The organism is Paraburkholderia sp. GAS448 (genome assembly GCF_050435685.1).
Classification (GTDB): domain Bacteria; phylum Pseudomonadota; class Gammaproteobacteria; order Burkholderiales; family Burkholderiaceae; genus Paraburkholderia.
The window spans coordinates 269,999-289,638 of sequence record NZ_JBNDKT010000008.1; the positions used below are offsets into that span (position 1 = coordinate 269,999).

Annotated in this window: 22 protein-coding genes and 1 pseudogene; 5 read left to right on the plus strand and 18 right to left on the minus strand. The window is 61.9% G+C overall.

Annotated features, from left to right (window positions below; genetic code table 11):
- The first annotated feature begins 283 nt into the window (after window positions 1-283).
- Together P3T23_RS17930 and P3T23_RS17935 are read left to right on the plus strand one after the other, a co-directional pair.
- On the plus strand, window positions 284-466 hold the full coding sequence (locus P3T23_RS17930) for a hypothetical protein (protein ID WP_429317481.1): 183 nt from the start codon (window positions 284-286) through the stop codon (window positions 464-466).
- Window positions 467-495: 29 nt separating this feature from the next.
- Window positions 496-1,398, plus strand: coding sequence for a LysR family transcriptional regulator (locus P3T23_RS17935; protein WP_429317482.1), 903 nt, complete (start codon window positions 496-498; stop codon window positions 1,396-1,398).
- Window positions 1,399-1,404: 6 nt separating this feature from the next.
- Here P3T23_RS17935 and P3T23_RS17940 read toward each other — a convergent pair.
- Window positions 1,405-1,590, minus strand: a pseudogene (locus P3T23_RS17940) (ATP-binding protein); the annotation flags it as partial.
- A gap of 241 nt (window positions 1,591-1,831) precedes the next feature.
- Between P3T23_RS17940 and P3T23_RS17945 the strand changes: the two are divergent.
- The gene (locus tag P3T23_RS17945; protein WP_429317483.1) at window positions 1,832-1,957 is read left to right on the plus strand and encodes a hypothetical protein; all 126 of its coding nucleotides are present in this window, start codon (window positions 1,832-1,834) and stop codon (window positions 1,955-1,957) included.
- A 390-nt stretch (window positions 1,958-2,347) separates the two neighbouring features.
- On the opposite strand, the gene P3T23_RS17950 is transcribed toward P3T23_RS17945, so the two are convergent.
- From P3T23_RS17950 to P3T23_RS18015, 14 genes are all read right to left on the minus strand, one after another.
- Window positions 2,348-3,196 carry a hypothetical protein gene (locus P3T23_RS17950; RefSeq protein WP_429317484.1) on the minus strand — a complete coding sequence of 283 codons (849 nt, stop codon included), beginning with the start codon at window positions 3,194-3,196 and terminating at the stop codon, window positions 2,348-2,350.
- A 323-nt stretch (window positions 3,197-3,519) separates the two neighbouring features.
- A complete protein-coding gene (locus tag P3T23_RS17955; protein WP_429317515.1) occupies window positions 3,520-4,056 on the minus strand; it encodes a type II secretion system protein in 537 nt (178 codons plus the stop codon).
- Between the two features lie 95 nt (window positions 4,057-4,151).
- The gene (locus P3T23_RS17960) at window positions 4,152-4,541 is read right to left on the minus strand and encodes a type II secretion system protein (protein ID WP_429317485.1); all 390 of its coding nucleotides are present in this window, start codon (window positions 4,539-4,541) and stop codon (window positions 4,152-4,154) included.
- 9 nt (window positions 4,542-4,550) lie between these two features.
- Window positions 4,551-5,096 (minus strand): type II secretion system protein, encoded by a 546-nt coding sequence (locus P3T23_RS17965; protein ID WP_429317486.1) that lies wholly within the window; start codon window positions 5,094-5,096, stop codon window positions 4,551-4,553.
- Window positions 5,097-5,099: 3 nt separating this feature from the next.
- Entirely contained in the window at window positions 5,100-7,370 is a 2,271-nt protein-coding gene (locus P3T23_RS17970; protein WP_429317487.1) for a secretin N-terminal domain-containing protein, read from the minus strand.
- On the minus strand, window positions 7,371-7,943 hold the full coding sequence (locus P3T23_RS17975) for a hypothetical protein (RefSeq protein ID WP_429317488.1): 573 nt from the start codon (window positions 7,941-7,943) through the stop codon (window positions 7,371-7,373).
- Entirely contained in the window at window positions 7,940-8,506 is a 567-nt protein-coding gene (locus tag P3T23_RS17980; RefSeq protein ID WP_429317489.1) for a hypothetical protein, read from the minus strand. The genes P3T23_RS17975 and P3T23_RS17980 overlap by 4 nt, the downstream gene beginning before the upstream one ends.
- A complete protein-coding gene (locus tag P3T23_RS17985; RefSeq protein WP_429317490.1) occupies window positions 8,503-9,033 on the minus strand; it encodes a hypothetical protein in 531 nt (176 codons plus the stop codon). The genes P3T23_RS17980 and P3T23_RS17985 overlap by 4 nt, the downstream gene beginning before the upstream one ends.
- Window positions 9,030-9,911 (minus strand): hypothetical protein, encoded by an 882-nt coding sequence (locus P3T23_RS17990; RefSeq protein ID WP_429317491.1) that lies wholly within the window; start codon window positions 9,909-9,911, stop codon window positions 9,030-9,032. The genes P3T23_RS17985 and P3T23_RS17990 overlap by 4 nt, the downstream gene beginning before the upstream one ends.
- A complete protein-coding gene (locus P3T23_RS17995; RefSeq protein WP_429317516.1) occupies window positions 9,892-11,496 on the minus strand; it encodes a GspE/PulE family protein in 1,605 nt (534 codons plus the stop codon). The genes P3T23_RS17990 and P3T23_RS17995 overlap by 20 nt, the downstream gene beginning before the upstream one ends.
- Before the next feature lie 126 nt (window positions 11,497-11,622).
- The gene (locus P3T23_RS18000) at window positions 11,623-12,825 is read right to left on the minus strand and encodes a type II secretion system F family protein (protein ID WP_429317492.1); all 1,203 of its coding nucleotides are present in this window, start codon (window positions 12,823-12,825) and stop codon (window positions 11,623-11,625) included.
- A gap of 63 nt (window positions 12,826-12,888) precedes the next feature.
- Entirely contained in the window at window positions 12,889-13,359 is a 471-nt protein-coding gene (gspG, locus tag P3T23_RS18005) for a type II secretion system major pseudopilin GspG (RefSeq protein ID WP_429317517.1), read from the minus strand.
- 145 nt (window positions 13,360-13,504) lie between these two features.
- Window positions 13,505-14,194, minus strand: coding sequence for a response regulator (locus P3T23_RS18010; RefSeq protein ID WP_429317493.1), 690 nt, complete (start codon window positions 14,192-14,194; stop codon window positions 13,505-13,507).
- Window positions 14,195-14,224: 30 nt separating this feature from the next.
- A complete protein-coding gene (locus P3T23_RS18015) occupies window positions 14,225-14,860 on the minus strand; it encodes an SCO family protein (protein ID WP_429317494.1) in 636 nt (211 codons plus the stop codon).
- Window positions 14,861-15,213: 353 nt separating this feature from the next.
- Here P3T23_RS18015 and P3T23_RS18020 point away from each other — a divergent pair, with 353 nt between their 5' ends.
- Window positions 15,214-16,347 (plus strand): histidine kinase, encoded by a 1,134-nt coding sequence (locus tag P3T23_RS18020; RefSeq protein WP_429317495.1) that lies wholly within the window; start codon window positions 15,214-15,216, stop codon window positions 16,345-16,347.
- 18 nt (window positions 16,348-16,365) lie between these two features.
- On the opposite strand, the gene P3T23_RS18025 is transcribed toward P3T23_RS18020, so the two are convergent.
- Window positions 16,366-17,151, minus strand: a complete 786-nt coding sequence (locus P3T23_RS18025) for a response regulator (RefSeq protein WP_429317496.1) — start codon at window positions 17,149-17,151, stop codon at window positions 16,366-16,368.
- Between the two features lie 559 nt (window positions 17,152-17,710).
- On the opposite strand from P3T23_RS18025, the gene P3T23_RS18030 reads away from it, so the two are divergent.
- On the plus strand, window positions 17,711-18,331 hold the full coding sequence (locus P3T23_RS18030) for a lytic transglycosylase domain-containing protein (RefSeq protein ID WP_429317497.1): 621 nt from the start codon (window positions 17,711-17,713) through the stop codon (window positions 18,329-18,331).
- 116 nt (window positions 18,332-18,447) lie between these two features.
- Here P3T23_RS18030 and P3T23_RS18035 read toward each other — a convergent pair whose 3' ends face one another.
- Both P3T23_RS18035 and ccsA read right to left on the minus strand, forming a co-directional pair.
- Window positions 18,448-18,957: a DUF1269 domain-containing protein gene (locus P3T23_RS18035; RefSeq protein ID WP_429317498.1), complete on the minus strand. Its 510-nt coding sequence runs from the start codon at window positions 18,955-18,957 to the stop codon at window positions 18,448-18,450.
- A gap of 269 nt (window positions 18,958-19,226) precedes the next feature.
- Window positions 19,227-19,640: cytochrome c biogenesis protein CcsA (ccsA, locus tag P3T23_RS18040; RefSeq protein ID WP_429317499.1), on the minus strand; the 414-nt coding region annotated here is incomplete at its 5' end.

Sequence of the window (19,640 nt, forward strand, 5' to 3'; positions counted from 1 at the left end):
TTGAGGATGCCCGCATTGGGACGTTCGCGGTGCGGGCCGGCCGGCCCAAACCATTAATGACATTGTTATCACTTTTGCTTATTTGGTCAACACTGAACATTTCTAATGACTTACCTTGAACCTCTCGAGGCGGCTTGTCCGTCTGGCGTGTTGCGTATGCTTCACACGTCTTAGTTGACAGTTTCATCAGTTATGAGTTTAATGCCACAAATGCCTGACGCCGACCGTCGGCGACGGCCAGACCGTTCGTGGGACGCAAGTTAAATTTCTCGTAGGATCTCCTATGGCGCAACAATCCAGACCTCAAGGCGTGCAACCGAAACCCCATGCCGTGCACGACATCGTGCAGCATGCATTGCGCAGCGCCGCGACAGCCACAACAGCCAATGGCGCGATCGACGCGCTCGGCGACGCCCTGCTCGAGCTCGAGCGCCTGGTTGGAAACAGCAGCCAGCAGACGCACTGAGCCGTTACCGGCTCGCACAGGACGTTCCAATGGAATACATCGAAAGCTTGCGTCTGTTTCGCACGATCGTCGAGGTCAAAAACTTTAGGCGCGCGGGGGAAATTCTGGGCTTATCGCCGTCGGCGGTCTCGCGCGCGATAGCTTCGTTGGAGGACCGTCTAAGCTCGCGCCTGTTCCATCGCTCCACCCGCCAGTTTTCGCTGACAGAGGTTGCAGAGCGTTTTTATGACGGGTGTTGCCGCATCCTCGACGATCTCGACTGCCTGGAAGCCGACGCCGCTAACCATGGCCGAGTGCCGGCCGGTGTACTTCGGTTGGTCGCGCATACGACTGCCACGCTGACATGGCTTGCACCACTGGTTGCCTCCTTCAAACGCAAGTATCCGAACATCGCGCTGGATATCACGCTCACCGAGCGGCCAGTTGATCTGACAGCCGACGGCTACGATCTCGGTATCGTCCTGCCTTTCATGCTCGCGACGGATCTGGCCGTGACCCGGCTTCTGCAGCGCTTGCCGCTGGTTATCGTCACAACGGAGGCTTATCTGAGAACGCGATCGCGACCCCGGAATCCAATGGATCTTGTGGACCATATGTTCGTCACCGTGCCGCCTTCCATGCACAAACCGATCGTGACGTTTCGAACGGAACAGGAAACCATTGCGGTGCCGATCAACTACGAGATCACGTCGAACAATCCGGTCTTCAATCGCGGCGTTCTGCTCGAGGGATTGGGTGTCGGTGTATTGCCAGCCAGCTTTGTTGAGCAGGACATACAGGCCGGCCGGTTGGTGCGTTTGCTGGAAGAGTTTGAAATCGCGGATACTGCGGCCGAAGTCCGCCTCGCCTACAGCGGGCGAACGCTTCTACCGGCAAAAGTGAGAGCGTTTATCGACCACGCCGCGGAATTTCTCGAAGGCGGCGTAAAGTAGAGCGCGCTAGCGGAGCCTCGTTGCCGCCGCGTGCGATACTTTGGATCTCTCAGGTTTCTGCGGCACGAGCGGGAACTGGATTTTGAAACTGGTCCCGCCCTCTTCGCGTGAAGCAAAATTATTCTGCCCGTTCAACACTCGGCAAAGCTTTTTGACGATGGCGAGTCCGAGGCCCGTGCCTATGACTTCTTTCTGGTAGATGAGCGTCGTATGTCGTAGATCACGTTAGATCTGTCATCCATTGAAAGGCCAAGGTCAAGAGACAAACACCCACCTCTCAGGCGTGTTTCTGCTTGTCTGAAGCAATTTCAGCCACGTCTCACTCTGCATCGGAATCTGTCCGACATCATCCACAAGAATCCGCCTGCTCCCACCAGTCTTGCGGGTACATTGCGGGTAAATTTCAGGGTAGTTGTCCGCCGAGGAGAACTCCATGAAGCTCACGCACGCGCTACTGCTGAACGCCAAACCACAGGGCAAGCCCTATAAGCTCCGTGACCGCGACTCCAGGTATCTGCTCGCCCCGGTGGCAGGTTCGAAGTCGTGGAAGTTTGACTGACGGCTGGATGGCAAGGAATGCACATATGCCCTTGGGCGGTTCCCTGATTTGTTGATAAACGAAGCCAGCCAACGTCGCAACGATGCCGCCAGGCTGGTGGCGGCTGGCCACCGCCCCAAGGGCTTTTTTCATGCTCCATCTTGTTCGTCGATCCCAGCGCCAACCTGAAAGTGCCGTGAAGGGGGCTTAGCTAAGGATCTTCTTTCACGTCGGCCCGACCTTACGGTTCAATGGCCAATGCAGACATTGCTTGCAGACTTGCCTGTGAAAATCTACCGCCGTCATACCTGCGAAACCCAGTTCGACCTCGGTTTGCGCGGACTCGCTCTGCAGAAGCTATTCCGTCTATACGCTGCCGTTGCGTGGTTCTACGTTTTCGAGCGTGCCTGATCAGAGCCTCTCGAGAACCTCGAGAAAGAGCAATATGGCGATGAAGAAGCCGAGCCATCTTACCGTGGTCATGAGGCTAGCGAGCCTGAGACCCAGTGAGTTCACGGCATCCGCGACAGGGTTCGTCGTTGATTCGTCATCGCGGCCGCCGCTCGCCGCGGCACGCAATTGAGTCGTTGCGAGGTCAATACGAAGGTGGGTGACATAGCCAATTGCGATTTCCGGCCATTCAATTGTGCCGTCGCTTTTGTTGGGCCTGAGAAAAAGGATCGGCTCACGCTGAGGGTTAGCCATAGCACTTTCGTCCGCGTAGAGGTGCCGCAGCGCCAGCCCTAACTCGACCGCGCCAAGCTGGCCATCAGACATCGCCTTCGAAAGCGCCTGTATGCAGGCTTCGGGAATGTGGCAGGCGAGCCACCACTGATCGGGTTCTCCGGTCTCTGCGTCGGCCCGATTGACACCCAGACGAGCAGTACCGAGCGGCACGTCGGAAAACGAAATACCGAGTTCGTCCTCCAACTCGCGCAGACCTAACCGGTCAGCCTTGCTGACGTCCCGTGCATGGAAGGACACCTCAACTGTGTGCATCGCGTGTCCAGCGTCGCCAATGATCGACAGCTCCTGGCCATCGAGATGTGCCACTCCGTGCAGCGACGTGGAAAGTGTTGGCTGTTTGTCTGCGTCCAGAGGCTCCGCGAGCTGTTGCGCCACATGAAGCTGCTCCAACCTCAACCACATTGACCTGGCCGGGAAATAAGTCCGCTTCTCGCCATCGAACCCAACATGTTCGAGGGCGTGATCCTTCCGCTCAATCAATTCCGTCGCGACGTTTTTTTCCAAAATCACCATGGAGCGCCCCACTCATGATTGCGTCATGCCCGTGGACGATAAAGGACAAGGGCGTGGGTGTCGTCCGCCTGAGCGCGTGGTCAAAGCGTCGGCGGTTGCGTATTGCAATGCAGTACGCTGATGGGCGGAATTCTACTCCCCGAACGTCTGGTTGATATTAGGAAGCGCACACAAAAATGGCGATTTCTTTAGGGCTGACGCGCGAGCGCTCCAAACAGCTGCCCGGCTCCTGCACTGGGCGTCGACGAAGAGAATATGCTCGGTCGTGTGCGGGTCCGCACATTCAATGGCATTCGAAATGACCGCGCACATGCGGCGCCGCGCTATCGCAATACGGACGGGCCAAGCCCCGAAGGAAGGCGTCCGGCGCCATTCTGCGGGGTGATGGACATGACCGGACTATCGGGCGCCGCGCTAGCCGCACTGGAGGTATTGCTGCGCAGCCCCGGGGCCAGGTAGATGAATTTCCACCCGCCGTAGGTCTGCTCGTTCTCGAAGTCCGCATATCGCCCCGGAAACTCTGCGCGCTTGATCGTCAGCGCCTCCGAACTGCTATAGACACCGTAAAAGCGATCTCCCTGCCGCGCGAAAAGCCAATCGTTCTTGCCGGTGACCGGATCCGGATATGCCTGACGTAGATGATGCATGAGCCTCGGGAAGCGCGTGTCATTCAGCAGGTCGTCGACCGATGCCGGGTAAGCTCGGCCGACGCGGTAATACCGCAGAATCGCCTGCCGGTACTGATCACCGGCGAACAACAGTTGCTTCTCCTGCTCGCGCCGCAGTTGCAACGACCACACGTCGAGCGCGCCCGCCAACGCGATCGACATCAGCATCAGCGCGATCAATAGCGCCAGCAGCACGAGCCCACGCTGCGGCGCAGTGCGAGGCCGGTTTCGATGCCGCGTACCCGATTTCAGGCGCACGCTCCAACGCGATGAGCAAGCGGCATGACTCACCTGTTTGCTCCCTCTGTATCAGCGGATGTGCCCTGCGCACTACTCGCGGGCGCGACGTCGTACACGCCCGTTTTGGTTTCGTCGGGCGATGCGATCACCGCCCATTTGTCGTCGCCATTGACCGGATCGACCGGAACCGCCCGCAGGTAGTGTTTCGCCACCAGTTCATCGAGCGTGTCCGGGTACTGGCCGTTGTCGCCGTAGTATTTGTCGATCGCATCGCGCATCACCGCAACGTTCTGCAGCCGCACCTGTTCCTTGCCGCGTTCGATGCTGTGCATATAGCGCGGCAGCGCTATCGTCAGAAGCAGGCCGATGATGGCCATCACGACGACCAGTTCGATCAGCGTGAAACCGCGAGTCCTGCGCGCATGAGCGGGTTTCATGATGGACGGTCACCATTGTTTGTAAGGAATGCCGTTGATGCCGACGCGATCGGATTTCGACGACACGTCGAACACATCCTTGCCGCCCTCGGCACTCCCCGACGATCCGCTGGCGGCAGCCTCGTCCGGCGGTTCACCATAAGCCCGCACCTTCCAGGTATCCTCGGCGGCAGTGTCCGGCTCGCCTGCGAAGAACGGATCGCGCGGCACATTGCGAAGAAACATCAGCAGCCCCCCTTTCGGATCCCTCGCATTCTTCACGCCCGTCACGAGGACGGTCAGCGCCGGCGGATAGCCGGAAGCATCCGCCTCCTTATCGATCAGACCCGCATCGCTCGCGTCCTTGTACGCATCGAGTGCCGTGCGGATCTCGCGCAACGCGGCGCTCAACTGCTGTTCCTTCTGACGCTGCACCACGAGTTCGGAAAATGGCATGATCGCCAGCGCCAGGATGCCCACGAGCGCGAGCGTGATCACCATCTCGATCAGCGTGAAGCCGCGCTGACCGAGTCGACTTGCGCCGCGCTGGCGGTCCGCGTTCGTCAGGATTGCCACGGCTTAGTACCCGTTCTGAATCGATCGGAGCGGGTTGTCGCTCGGCATGTCGCCTGGCGGCATCTGCAGCATCGACGGAGCCGGCGCGGGTGCCGGTGCAGGCGCCGCCTGCGGAGGCGGAAGCGCCGGCACCGGCGACACGGTCGCACCGGGGCCCGGCTCAGCGTCGCCTCCGCTCGGTTCCGCTGCTGGCGGCGTGCCAGGACCAGGCGCCCCGCTCTGCCCCGGCTGTGCCGCGGGCGCGGCCGGCAGCGTCGAGAAGCGTCCGCCATAGGGTACGGGCGGCGGCGTTGTGCGCGGCGCCGGGGGCATTTGCCCAAATGAGCCAGTCGGCGGCACCCCCGCCGAACGGTTCATTGCGGCTTCATCGGACGGGGCACCCGCTACCCTCCCGCCGCCCACGTTTCCGGGCAACGGCTTCGCAGCAGCCGCCGCGGGTACGTCCGCGCCGGCAATGACAGGATCGAGTCGAAGCTGGTCAGCGTGTACGTTGACGTCGGTGCCGGACCAGACTTCCTGCGTGTCCGCGTCCGCCGCAAGCTGCGGCCGGACGATGTGCGGCGTGATCTGCAACACGATCTCGGTCTTCACATGGTCGCCGTTGTGGTCCGAGAACAGGCGCCCGAGCACAGGCAACTGGCCGAGGCCGGGCACCTTGTCGGCGCTCCTGCGATCTTCATCCGAGATCAGGCCGCCAAGAATCTGGCTCTCGCCATCCCTCAGGCGCAGGCTCGTCGACGCGCTGCGTGTCCCGATCTGGTAAGCGAGCGAGCTCAGGCCCGTCTGCGAGTTGCCACTCTGAATCGTTTTCGTGATGTTGCTGACTTCGAGATTCAGTTTGATACCGACGTCGCCATCCCGATAGACCTGCGGCTCCACTTCGAGCTTGATGCCGACATCGAGGTACTGAATCATTTGCGTATACGACGGACCGCTGGTGCTCGGCGTGCTGGAACTCGAGATCACCGGCACCTTGTCGCCGATCAGTATGTGTGCCTTCTCCTTGTTGCGCGTGCGGATGCGCGGACTCGCCAGCAGGTTCGCGTCGGTATCGGTAAGCTTGAAGTTCGCCGTCGCGGACAGGCCACTAACATTCAGCGCATTGATGGGCAGATGGTGCAACTCGCCCCATGTGTCCACCGTACTCGGCGTCGACATCGTGAACGAATTGGGCCATGCGATCCCGAGATCCGACAGCCGCTCGTGTGATACCTCCAGCACCTCAACTTCCAGCATCACTTCCGGTTCCGGCAAGTCCTGCGCCGCGATCATCTCCTCGGCAACCTTGATGGTGTCCGGCGTGCCGCGGATCGTCACGGTGTTCGCGTGCTCGTCGATCACGACCTCCTTGATCTTCAGCAGGCTCTTCAGCAGCGACTGGATCTGTTTGGCGTCGACGTTCGACAACTGGAACGTGCGCACCTTCAGCTCCTGATATTCAAGCTGCTTGGCAGGGGTCGCCGGGTAGATGAACAGCGTGTTCGCGTTAAGCTGTTTCTTGTCGAGCTGGTTCTGCATCAGGATCATGTCAACGGTGTCCTGCAGCGACGCGTTCGTCACGAAGATCGTCGTCTTCAGGTCGGCACGGACGTCGCGGTCAAAGATGACGTTCAGACCCGAGGTGCGCGATAACGCTTCGAAAACCATGCGCACGTTGGCATCGCGAAACTGCAACGTGACCGGCCGGCGCATGATCGACGACGTGGCAAGCGCCTCTTCCTTGTCCGCACGTTGCTGCCGGCGCTTGTCGTCGATTTCCTTGAGCAACTGCAACGCGAGAGCGTTGGTCGGATTATCCAATAGCACGCGGTGTACGCGATCGGCTGCCGGTCCGTATGAACCGCGCTGCATCATACGGTCCGCTTCCTGCAGGATCGCGAGGTCCCGGCGGTCCTGGTCGATCAAGGCGCCGATCTTGCGCCCGCGTTCGCTGGTCGGATCGATCTGGCTTGCCGCGTATAGCTTCTGGATCGCCAGATCGAACTGATAGCTGGCACGGTACTGATCGGCCTGGTCGAGCAATGCATTGACCTGGGCATTGCGATCACGCAGATAGTTCAGCTTCACCTCGGCGTTGGTCGGATCGTCGTGTACGTTCGGAACGTGCATGCACCCGCCAAAGGCGACCATGGACACGACGATCGCAAGCAGACGCTTTTTCGCGATCCACCCAGATGGCGAACGATGATCGGGGAACGTGACAAAAGGCGAGAAGTGTGTCGATGGGCCGCTATCCCTGTCGCGTCCCGCACCCCGGCTCCATGAGGTTTTCATTTACTTTCCCTCTCTTGGAATGGATACGACCTGCATCAGGTTCAGCGGCAGATAAGTCAGCACCACGTCGGATTCCGAAACCGACTCGACGCGGTACTGCTCATCGACGACGTCACCTGGCGAAACAATCAGCAGTCGATCCCCGCTGCTGAGAAACACCTGGGGTTTCGCTTTTTTCGCGTCCAGCTGCCCCATGTAAGTGAAAGGCACCGGCGGCGCCGTAGGCGGCGCCGCCCGCACTTCGGGTACGACCGGCACGACGACGGGTGGCGGCGGCGGAAGCCACGAAGAGGCAGCAAACGGATTGCGGGTCGATTCGACTGACAGTGGCGCGCGCAGGGAGACGAGTCTCGCGCGGGGCGTCGCCGGCGCTGCTGTGTGCGGATCTGCGTGCCGCGACGACTGGCGATGAACGGCGACGGTTCGCGCCCGTGCGTCGTCACGGTGCGGGCCGTTGATCGCGGCAGTCGCCGCCGGCGTCCGGGTGACCGCGACCAGCGAGCGATAGCCGCCCCCCACGGCGGCGATCCCGCACAAGGTCAGCAGCACGCGTTTGACCAGAGCGGGTTTCATGGCTGCGCTGTCCGATAGATGAGTTCGAAGCGAACCCGCGCATCGAGAATATTGCCGTCCACCGCGGGACGCTCGACGTGGATTTCCTGTAGCGCCGCATTCGGCACATGGTTGAGGACCGACGCCAGAAAACGCCGGATCGCGCTGTACTGGTCCTTGACCGGCAGCAGCACCTGGTACCGCATGAAGCGCGCGCCGGACTCGGTCGTCACCTGATATTCGGCGGACCCGAGCGTCAAATTGCTGTCGCGGGCCTGCGCGAATATCGCCGCGATGTCGTCCGCGCTTTGCGTGAAACCGGGGAACAGTTCCGGCAAGGTGTCGAGCGCCACCGCGTCCACCGCCGCGCTGCGGTCATCGACAACGTGGTGCGCCTTCGCCGCCCGCGCAAGCCGCGCAGGATCCTGAATCTCGTGCGTTTCGGACTCCACACCGGGGATCGCTGCCCCTGCCACGGCGGCAGCGCCGATCATCACCGCGCCGAGCAGCCCCGGCAAGCCTAACGAGCGCCGCATCTCGAAGCGCAGGGTCAGCAGCATGTCCCGCAGCTGGTCGGCTTTCATGACTTTCTCCAGACGGCAGTGATCTGAAAGCGCACCGGTTTGCCCGGCACATTCGTCTCGATCAGATGATCGTTGAGTACCGCTTCGCGCAGCAGCATGCTCGCCTGCAGATACTTCAGGTAAGCGATCATCGCGTCGAAGTCCTTCGCTTCCGCCGTGATCCGGATCTGGCTTTGGGCGGGGTTCTGATCGATGCCGATCAGGGCGACATCGTGGTCCGGATAGTCTTCGACGATCGAGAAGAGGTCTTGCCACGGCACGGTCAGTTCACGCAGGATTGACTGGCTTTGCTTTTCCGCGAGCTTGACGGCCGGCGTCGGCGGCGCCTTTGTCACGTGCCTGGTCGCGAGGGTCTGCTGGCGGAGCGCCTCCAGTGCCGCCTGCGCGCGATCGTTTTCCCCGTATGCATGCCAGAGCCGCGCGCCACTCGCGAGCAGCAGCACCGCGGCGGCGCACAGCAGGATCATGCCGCTCATCGCGGGGCGAGCGCGGCGCTGGCCGAAGTCGATGTCGAGGCGCGGGATCATTGCGCGTATTCCATCAGACGGTGGGCGGGCGACCTGTCCATCGCCGGCTGCGCCAGCCGGATCGCCGCGGCGAAACGCGCTTCGAACGGCGCCAGATCCGTCTCGATCCCGGACAGGTAGATCCTGCAGTCTTCGCGCCTCAGGCTCGTTCTGGTCGCCGAGCGTTCGAACAGTTGCTCGGCGAGCTCAGCAAGCCGCGATGCGTCGCCGGCATCACCGGGAAAGAGGCGCTGTGCGTCGTATGCAACCCAGCGGTCCTGTTTGATCATGACCGCCTGCAACAGCTCGTGGGCGACGAACATCAGCAGCGCCTCGCCGCCGTCGTCAGCGACGGGGCCTGCACGATTGAGCATCTCCGGAAGCCCTAACCTCAACCGGCTAATCCGGACTCGCGCGGATGCGCTTACCTCGCGGATCCCGTCATGAAGCGCACGCGACATCGCGCTGGCAAAAAGCGCCCGGCCGCCACGCTGCACGCAGAAGCGCACCAGCAGAGACTCGCCGTCGATCCCGTAGGTATCGGTGAAGTGCGCCAGCACGATCTCTTCGAGTTCGCGCGCGCGCAGCGTGCGGAAGTCGCCGCGCAATATCGCGTGATTGCCCCAGAAATCGTCCAGTACCACGGACGCGCTCCGCTGCGGCGCCTTCACCTGTTCCGCTAACGCGGCGTCGGTGGCGGGCGTTGTCACAAGCGCGGTGCGCAGCGCGTCGAGCAGGCCCGGTTCGGTGCAGCACTGCTCCTCGTGAATCGCGACGTTGGCGGGCTCGGCAGCCGCCACGGGTTTGCGCAGACGCGACAGCAGAGGCAAGCGCGCACCCACGACGATCTCGCGCGTGCCGACCCCGACTGCCACCGGGCTATTCAACCATCGTGACACGGTTAATCTCCTCGAGTGTGGTTTCGCCGCGCTTGACGAGTTCGACCGCGGCGGTGCGCAACGTCTGCATGCCATAGCGCAGCGCCGCCGCCTTGATATGCCCGAGTGGCGCGCGCTCCGACAGCAGTTGCCGCAGTTCGTCGTTCATGCGCAGCGCCTCTGCAATGGCGCATCGTCCGCGATACCCGCTGCCACGGCACGCGGCGCAGCCCGTGCCGCGACGAAAGAGGTAGCTGCCCGCGGTATCCGGATCGATGCCCGAACGGACCAGCGTGTCGGGGTCGATCGTTTCGCCTGTCATGCAGTCGGGACAGCACCGCCGCAAAAGGCGCTGCGCGACCACGCCGTTGAGCGCGGACACGAAGCTGTAAGGATCGACTTCCATGTTCGTGAAGCGGCCGATCACGTCGAACACGTTGTTCGCGTGGACGGTCGTGAAAACCTGGTGACCGGTTAGCGCAGCCTGCACGGCGATCTGCGCGGTTTCCGGATCGCGGATCTCGCCGACCATGATCTTGTCCGGGTCGTGCCGCAAAATCGACCGCAGTCCGCGCGCGAACGTCAGTCCCTTCGCTTCGTTGACTGGAATCTGCAGGATCTCGCCCAGCTGGTATTCGACCGGGTCTTCGATCGTCACGATCTTCTCGAGGCCATTGTTGATTTCCGTGAGAATCGCGTAGAGCGTCGTCGTCTTGCCGCTGCCGGTCGGCCCGGTCACGAGCAGCATCCCGTACGGCATCGATGCGACCGAGCGCATGAAGCGCGTATCGGCTTCCTGAAAGCCCAGCGCCTCGAGCGTCAGACCGCCCGCGGCCTGCGAAAGCTGATAGCGGTCCAGGATCCGCAGCACCGCATCCTCGCCGAACTGATTCGGCATGATCGACACACGAAAATCGATCTCGCGGCCTGCGAACTGTGCCTTGAAGCGCCCGTCCTGCGGCACGCGGCGCTCCGCGATATCGAGTTCGGAAATCACCTTCACGCGCGACAGCACCTGATCCGCGACGTCGCGACCTTCAACGCGGCCGACCACGGTCAGCACGCCGTCCACGCGGCACTTGATCATCAACCCGTTCGCCCGGCATTCGAGGTGTATGTCGCTTGCCATCATCTTCAACGCGTCGTAGATCGTCGAATTGAGCAGCCTCACCACCGGGCTGTCGTCGCTGCTGATTCCCTGCAGGCTCAACGCGAGTGAAGAAGGATCGACTGCTTTCTGGATCGGATCGTCGAACGCGAGTGAGTCCATCGCTCGCACGTCCTTTTCGCGCACCGCCAGATACGCGGCGATGTCTCCCACGCTCGCGAGCGCCCAGCTGTACGGCACGGTCGGCCGCAAACGCATGCGATGTTCGACGCAGCCACGGGTGCGCGCATCGAGCGGATCCGCGATGACGAACAGCAGCCCATTGCCACTGCTTCGATCGCGAAAGCACACGCATAGCCGGGTCGTCGCTTCGACGAACGAAAACACCTCGAAATCAGGTTCGAGCTGATTCAACTCGCGCATGCCGATCGGCTTCATCCGGAATTGCGCGGCCAGCTGGATACGCATCTCGTCCGCACCCAGCGCCGTCTGCGCCATCAGTTCCTCCAGCGCGCGAATGCCCGAGCCATGCCGCTCGCCAAGCGTTCGCAGTGCGTCGCGCAGTTCGACGCTGGGACTTTCCGATGTCGTGCTGACGGTATCCACGCGATTCCCCAGGACGGTCTATTGAATGCTCGATGCGATTTCGAAAATCGGCATATACATCAGCACGACGATGCCACCGATGACCACGCCGATAAAGATCATCATCGCCGGTTCGATCAACCGTGAGATCAGGTCGATCGCACGAGACACATGCGCCTCCTGAAACGCGGCGATCCTGTCAAGAACAGGCCCGAGGCCGCCGGTCTTCTCCGCCACGGTCAGCAACCGATAGGAAATCGCGTTGGCAAGCCCGGCTTGCTGAAACGCATCGGAGATCTTTGCGCCGTTGCGCACCTGCTGCAGGGCGCCGGCGAGCGCGACCTGGTCTGCGCGCCCCACCAGCCCTCGTGCAAGCTCGAACGCCCGGACCGCGGGAATGCCGCCATCGACCAGCATGGCGGTCGTGCGATAAAACTGCGACTGGCGGAAAACGCGGAAGTGTTGCCCGACGCCAGGCAACGCAAGCAGACGATCGGCCATCCAGTTCCGCACCGCCGACCTGCGCAGGGCGAAAACGGTCGCCACTGCCACCACGACGAGGCCGACGGTCAATTCCGCGCCGTGGGCGTGCACCATGCCGCCCCAGGCCATCAGCAGTTTCGAGAGCAGCGGCAGTTCGCGCCCGCTATGTTCGAGGAGGGTCGCAAAGCGAGGCACGACGAAACCCAGCAGAAACAGCACGACCGCCGCGCCGACCAGCAGCAGGACCGACGGATAGATCGCCGCCGACACCACTCGCGCGCGCAGTTCATGAAGCGTCGCACTGTTGCGCGAATAGCGGGTCAGGCTATCGGCGAGGCCGCCGGTTTGCTCGCTGGCCTTCACGCAGGCGACCAGAACCGTCGGAAAGACGTGGCTCGCGTGCTCGAGCGCCGCGGACAGCGACTGCCCCTCCTCCAGTTGCCGCAGCAGGTCGCGATACACCTGAGCTGAGGCCTCGCGGCGCTCATTGCCGCCGAGCGTGCGCAATGCGTCGACGACGCCGACGCCTGCATCGAGCAGCGCTGCAAGTTCGCGCGCGAACAGTTCGACGTTGAACCTGGTGCCAGGCATCGCCGGCAAGTTCGCCCTACGGCGCTGCCGTCCCGCGACTGCGCTAACCGACACGACACGCAGGCCGCGCGAGCGCGCGAGCGCCGCCGCAGCCGACGAGGAATCGCTGTCGATACGAACCGTCTGGACTGAGCCACTGGTATCGAAGACACGCAACACGTACTTCACGTCGACTCTCCTTGCAGACAGCGAACCACCCGTCCGGCGTCGTGGCAAACGCGCCACGCGCCGCTACCACGAAGAGACGGTTGCGTTCTCGCCGACGCCGCCGCCTCGTCCGTCCTTGCCGAGCGAAAACAGGTCGTAGTCGCCGTGTTCGCCGGGCGAACGATACTGGTACGGGCGATCCCACGGATCCACCGGCACCGCCTTCTGCAGATACGGTCCGCTCCACCGCGTCGCGTTCTGCGGTTTGGTCATCAGTGCCTGCAGACCTTCCTCGGTCGTCGGATAGACGCCGACGTCCAGCCTGTATTGGTCGAGCGCCTGGCCCAACGAGACGATCTGTGCGTGTGCGATCTTCGTGTTGGACTTGCCGACCTGTTCGAAATATCGCGGAGCGACGAGACCTGCCAGCAATCCGATGATCACCATGACCACGAGCAGCTCGAGCAAGGTGAAGCCGCGGCTGCGTCGCGCGCTCTTTTCAAGGCGGGGACAATGCCACGGACGCCCGGGCCTGCCGGGCTTGAAAGAGGACAATTCGTTGTGCACGGCTTCCCCCTGTATCGACCCACCGCTTCGGCGTCGCCGAAGCCGTTAGTGCATTCTTGTTCAGGCCGATACGGGCAAGAAGTAGGGAGAGCCGTCCAAAAACGTGGGTAAACACCCTCCAGTTTGCGCCGCTCTAGAAGGAGCGGTTTCGCACGCGCTCTTCATCCTTCAGCGCGAGGATGCCCATCTCGATCGCGATGCGCACGAGGCCCATCACGTTCGTTATACCCAGCTTGCGCATCAGGCTTGCGCGATGCTTTTCGATTGTCTTCGGGCTGAGTTTCAGGTACTCGCCGACCTGCCGGTTGGTGCGCCCTTCGGCAACGAGACGCAGCACTGCGCGTTCGCGGCCTGTCAGCGCGTTCCACACCTGGTTTTGCTGCGGGAGGCCAGCAGGCACGCCCGGCGAACTTGCGCGGCCCCGGTACGCGTCGAGACTCGCATTGTGCCTGCCCGCCATGACAAGGCGCATCTCACCGACCAGGTCTTCGAATGACGCGTCCTTGACCACGTATCCGTCGGCGCCTGCGGCAAGCGACTCCCGCACGTGCTCTTCACTGCGGTGAACGGTAAGGACAATGATGCGTGTCCGCGGTGCGTGGCGCTTGATTAAGGCGATCGCCTCGAAACCGCTCCTGCCCGGCATCGACAGATCCATCAAGACCAGATCGGGCATTGTCGCCGCGGCGCGACGACAGGCTTCGAGCCCGTCGCTCGCGTCGCCTGCGATGCTGTAGTCGCGCAGTTCGGAAATCATGCGGCAAAGGCCGCTGCGCAAAAGAGGCTGGTCCTCCACAATCAGCACACGATGTTTTTTTTCCAATTCCGTCGCTCCTTGCTGGACCCTGCACGACTAACTGGAGGCGACGATATCGTGATAGGCGCTCAGCAGTTCCGCCGGCGTCGCGAAGCCGTCGATACGCAGCCACGGCTTTCCGGGCGCCGCGCGCAGGAAGGCAACCGGCGTGTGATTCATCTTGTCGCCCCGATAGACGTTGAATGCGCGTTGCGTCGCAATGCTGGCCGCGACCGTGCCGGTGTAGTGCTGCCACTCCGGGCCGGCGTTGAACCTGGCTGCATACGTTCTGAGGCGTGCAGGCGTGTCCTGCTCCGGATCGATTGAGATCGATACGATGTGCACCTTGTCCCGGCCGCTGCCCAGCTCGGTTTGCAACGTCTCGAACGTTTGGCTGACCATCGGGCAGATGGTCGTGCAGGTGGTGTAGATGAAAGTGAGGATGACCGGCCGGCCGTCGTTCAGTTCATCGATCAGCGAAACCGTCTTGCCGTCATCCCTGACGAGATTCACCGGCGGCAGCACGTAGTCCACGGTCGAGCGCATCGTGCCCGACATCATGTGGTGATGATGCATATGCGGGTCGGCGCCATCGGCAGTGTCTGCGGCAGACGCGCACAATGCGGCGGTTCCCGCCAATCCGGCGCCTGTCAACAGGACGGCGCCGATCAAGCATTGGATGGTCGTTCTCATCGCGGTCTCCAGATACGGGAAGCAAGGTCCGGTCGCGCGGCCCACGAAAGGCCGGCGTTCAACCCACGCCCTCCGGGCAACGAGATGCTGAGCACGACGTCGCCACGCGCGTGGCCTTATGGAAGGCTCGCCACCTTGCATGTTCAGTCTCATGAATTTGCTCTCGAACGTCATTGGATGAGGGCCCCCAAAGCACGGTAGGGTATGCCCGCCTGCGGGTAAGTCCGCCGCTTGCAACAGGGGAATCCCCACGTCGCGACATAGCTACATGCCCCGTTGCGGTGAATGTCGGTCGCGGCCTACAATGCGCCGTAAGCTTACGATTTCCTTATGCCAACGCATTGGGAGTTTCCATGGACACGAGCCAGCCCGATGGACTGCAGGTGAAGTTGCTCGACCTGATCGAGGCAATGCGCAGGCTCGGCATTGCGGCCCAGCCCAACGAACTGGGTACGGGTAGTCTCACCGATGCGCGCGGCGCGGCGCTGGCCATTCTCACGCCGGACGGCACGTTCCTGTCGGCGAACCGCAGCGCGGCGGCCCTGTTTGGCTATTCGTGCGCCGACCTGGCCGGCAAGCAACTCGTCGACATGGCGCCGGACGACCTTCACGCTGCGCTTGCGAGCGAATTGTCCGTGAGCGCACACAGCGAATTTCATTCCTTTAGCGTGCTGCTTGGCAGTCGAACCGGTCAGCCGACCCGGCTCGTGCTGCACCAGCAATCCGTTCCGACGAATCAGGATGGGCGCAGCGCATTGCTGACGCTTTTCGAGGAACCTCTGATTCGCGATCCCGGACTTGCGGATGCGGCGCCTCTGTCCGAAGCGCGCGCGCGGGATTGCATGACGTATCTGACGATGGGTCAACAGAAAGAACGTCAACGCCTCGCCGCGGAACTGCACGATGGCCTCGGACAGGCATTGACGCTCGTCAAGCTGATGGCCGAGGACGCCCGGATGCGCATCCGCCGCGGCCAGGTCGACGACGCCGCCCAGTTGCTGGACGCGACTGTGCTCAGGATCCGCGAAACGATCGGCGACGTGCGGCAGATATGCGGCGAACTTCGCCCGCTGATGCTCGATCGGCTAGGCCTGCCCGCGGCACTGAGTTCGCTGTGCCGGCGCGTCGAGCGCGGCACCGAGAACATGTCGGTCGTGTTCAACTGCGACGTCGACGACGACGACGTGCCGGAGTATCTCAAGGCGGACATGTTCAGAGTCGCTCAGGAAGCGTTGAACAACACCGTCAAGCATGCGGCAGCCACCGAGATCACACTGGGTTTCCGTCGTATTGCAGGCGGCCTGCTGCTGACGATCCAGGACAACGGCGTCGGCTACGAAAACCGGCCTCTGCCGACAGAAGACGCTGGCGCAACGGGTCTTGGCCTCATCGGGATGCAGCACCGGGTCGAGTCGCACGGCGGTACGTTTTTAATCAGTTCGTCCGGTACGGGCGGGACACTGGTCTCGGCGGCGTGGACTCTCTAGCTCGAACTCCGCGCGGGCTCATCCCGCCGCCTCACCCAGCCGGTACTCCGGCAGCGGCCTGTCCGCATCGGATTGCGCCTGTCGATCCGGATTGACGGGCAAGTGGACCAGCGTGTCATCGGCGTTCGGCTCAGAGCACTTCGCCGCCAGAGAAGTCAGCAGGCCCATGCTGATGGCGACAAGGACCAGTTCCGGGAGATTGGCGATATTGAGCTTGTGCATCATGCTTGCACGATACTTCTCGATCGTCTTCGGACTGAGATTCAGGTACTGCCCGACCTGCCTGTTAGTGCGCCCTTCGGCGATCAGCTTCAGCACGCTGCGTTCCCGTGCGGTCAGGAGGTCCCACGCCTTTTTTGGCGCGGGCGCCTCGCGGCCCGTGACGAACGAGTCGACCATGCAACCGTACACGTCGGCGCTCAGATGCTTTTTCCCTTTCGCGACCGTGCGCATGGCGATCAGCAGTTCATCGAACGACACATCTTTGAGCACGTAACCGTCGACGCCGGCGCGCAGCGCCTCACGCACATATTCTTCGCTTTGATGAACCGTGAGCGCCACAATTCGCACGTTTGGCGAACGCCGCTTGATGGCCGCGGTGGCGTCGATTCCATTCATGCCTCGCATCGACAGATCCATCAGCATGAGATTGGGGTTGAGCGTCATGGCCAGTTGACAGGCTTCCTTGCCGTCTTTCGCTTCACCGATGACGTCATAGTCGCCTTGCGCGCAGAGCATCGAGCGCAAACCGTTGCGCAGCAGATCGTGATCCTCGGCGATCACGACGCGGTATTTGGTATTCACGTTCTTGACTCCCGGTTGCCACGATCCAGTCGCGACGAGGCGGTTCAGCAGTTAGAAAGCGCTACCGCCGTTCTTGTTTTTTTCTGTCGCCCCCTACCTTCGAATTCCTAAACTTCCCATTCACCAGCCACGCAATCAAGCGTTGTCAGACTGACATTCGCAAGGTTCGCGCCATGCCTTTGCAAGCCAGCAACGACCTCAATCTGGGACGGATACACCCTTTTGAAATGGCTCGCTCCCCCGGCAGAATGTTTCAAATTTGAACTTCTTTGACCTTGACCGGAGATTGGTGACAATACGGATAGCGGAGATATTTCTCGAATAATCCGCCATTTAAGATATTATTCACCGACGAACGGCCAAAAACAGAAATCTGTTTCCGCGGCGAGCATGTCGAACCATGAACCGTCGCGTTATCGACGGTTACCTTCTATTACAAACGTAACATTTTTGGACAACGCCTCGCGGCAGTCGCCTGACGCCTCAAAGTGTAGGGAGGTGCCCCATTGCGAATGCGTTTTTCTCTGCACCACAATTCAGATGCAGGGGGAACACGAACATGCGCTGTCGCCCTTCATCCCGGCCGGTAAACGCGATACTTGTCGCTTGCGCAGCGCTTGGCATGGCGTCGGCCAGTGCTGCGCGCGCGGAGATTTTCGGAGCAGTCGACAGTAGCGGTGCGATCGTCCTGACCAACGTACCGGGCAAACCGGGGTTGCGCCTGATCGTCGCCGGCGACCCGCCTGCCGAACGCAGCACGAACCGTTCGAACGCCAACATCGACCCGTCACTGTTCTCGGATGTGATCAATGAAGCCAGCCGCGCTTTTCGCATTCAGCCCGAGCTCCTGCGTGCGGTGATCGACGTCGAGTCCCGATACAATCCGAAGGCGATTTCAGAGAAAGGCGCGCAAGGACTGATGCAGGTGATGCCGGAAACAGCAAGACGCTTTTCGGGTGGCGACATGCTGAATCCGCGAGACAACGTGCTGACTGGCGCCCGGTACCTGAGGTTCCTTCTCGACCTTTTCAAAGACGATGTCGAACTCACGCTGGCCGCCTACAACGCGGGGGAGAACGCGGTGATTCGCGCCGGCTACCGCGTGCCGTCTCTTCCGGAAACACGCCTGTACGTCCCACGCGTGCTGGAGCGCTATCGGCGGCTCCTTGCGGCCGGCTAGCTAGTTGCCCGGCCGCAACCGCGCGCGGCTCCGTTGGCCACCCTCCTGAGGTCGACGGCTCGCACGGGGGAGCATCGTGCGCGAAGACCCGCAGCGCATTGCGAGGCGCGAGCAAACTACGGAAATGCGGGGATGGTCGGGTCCGTTCCCTGGATGTCAGCCTCCGCGTGGTGAAGCTTGACCATCTCTTCGATTTCCTCGACGCGATCCCGTGGGACATCGATCATCATCAGCAGTTGACCTCGCCCGATCGCCTCTTCGAAACGCTTCAACCGTGTATTCGGCACATCGACGCCGATCATCGTGGCCGCCCAGGCGCCAAAACCGGCGCCCGCGAGCGTGATCGCAACGACAGCGCCGCCTGCGATGGTCAGGCCGGCAGGCGGAAAGACCAGTGCAACCAGGCCGGTCAACATTCCGGTCGCGCAACCCGCCGCCGTACCTCGCGCAAGCGCTGGCAACAAGTCGCTACGTTGCGCAAGCGTAGCCTCCGGCAAATCCTCGAGCGCCACATTATGGTTGGCAATAACGTGGATATGCCGCCACTCAATCCGCTTCAACAGCAGCTCGCCAATGATCATCTTCGCGCATTGCGCGCTCGGCAGCAAAAAATAGATGCGTCTCATGGCGGCCTCTCCGACCGTGGGTCAGTCAGCACCTGGACCCGTGAATACATTCTTGCGCGAATCGAGAGCAGGAAGAAGTAGGAAGGCTCGCCGAAAGTGCTGGGTAGAGGTCCCCAATGCGTTTGGCTCTGTTCGGCGGCGGGCGCGGCCGCCTGTATCCCGGATGCGTCGATGGCAAAAACGTTTTCGCTCCGAGCGCGAAATCCTCGCCAGTAAAGCCCCCTTGGATCATTCAGCAAAGGCTACGAGGTCCGCTCCAGAATCTGCTTTTACAGCTTGCCGTAACTATGCAGCCCCGACAGGAACATGTTCACGCCGAGGAAGGCGAACGTGGTGACCAGCAGCCCCGTCAGCGCCCACCAGGCGGCGACGGGGCCGCGCAGGCCCTTCATGAGCCGCATATGCAGCCAGGCTGCGTAGTTCAGCCAGACGATCAGCGCCCACGTTTCCTTCGGGTCCCAGCTCCAGTAGCCGCCCCAGGCTTCGGCGGCCCACAGTGCGCCGAGAATCGTCGCAATCGTGAAGAAGGCGAAACCGACCGCGATCGACTTGTACATGACGTCATCGAGCACTTCCAGCGCCGGCAGCCGGTCCGCCAGCACGCCGCGCTCCTTTATCAGGTACGCGACACCCACCATTGCCGACAACGCGAAGCTGCCGTAACCGATGAAGTTCGCCGGGAC